Source organism: Spirosoma sordidisoli (assembly GCF_004138325.1).
Classification (GTDB): domain Bacteria; phylum Bacteroidota; class Bacteroidia; order Cytophagales; family Spirosomataceae; genus Spirosoma; species Spirosoma sordidisoli.
Map to the genome: position 1 here is coordinate 1 of NZ_SBLB01000027.1, position 556 is coordinate 556.

The 556-nt window shown below is 55.2% G+C and carries 1 protein-coding gene; it reads left to right on the plus strand.

What is annotated here, in order from left to right; all coding sequences use genetic code 11:
• Positions 1-367 (plus strand): hypothetical protein (locus tag EQG79_RS30865; protein ID WP_206445624.1); only part of this gene is annotated, 367 nt, incomplete at its 5' end.
• Positions 368-556: the final 189 nt, after the last annotated feature.

Here is a 556-nt window from a genome sequence, read left to right on the forward strand (position 1 = left end):
CGCCCTCAGAGTCATGTACCCTGCTACGGCCTACGGCTTTAAGTTAAGCTCCGCCTACGAGGCCTTCTCGAACTCATCTCCAGTGTCGTTAACCTGGCGAGGTCCCTTGCACAAAGTCAAAGGCTTCGACGTGGCGTATAGCGCGCTGGGCAACCCTACCGGTGATGGGGTCTATGCGCCTATCACGTTCAAAGCTGGCAACGTGAGCTACTCGAGGATTTTGTTCCGGTTTAAACGGCCGGCAAATGTGGATCCCAATGCGTACAAACCCCAAGTGCGGACTTACCGGGTTCGAGTCAGGACACGCTATTCGGATGGTTCGGTCGGCAACTGGTCACCCGTCACCCCGCTGAATATTACCCTCTAAAGTGACCGACGGGAATAGCTGCTACTGCCATTTGAAGGCGGCCGCAGGAGCTATTTGCTGGCTAGCCAGCGCTTACCGCATCGTGTTTCAAACCCTAGGGCTATGAAGGCTTTTGTATCATCTACCCGGTGGTTGCTTACTGGCTTACTGATAGCCAGCCTGCTGCTGTTGAGCAATGGGTGTCAGCCC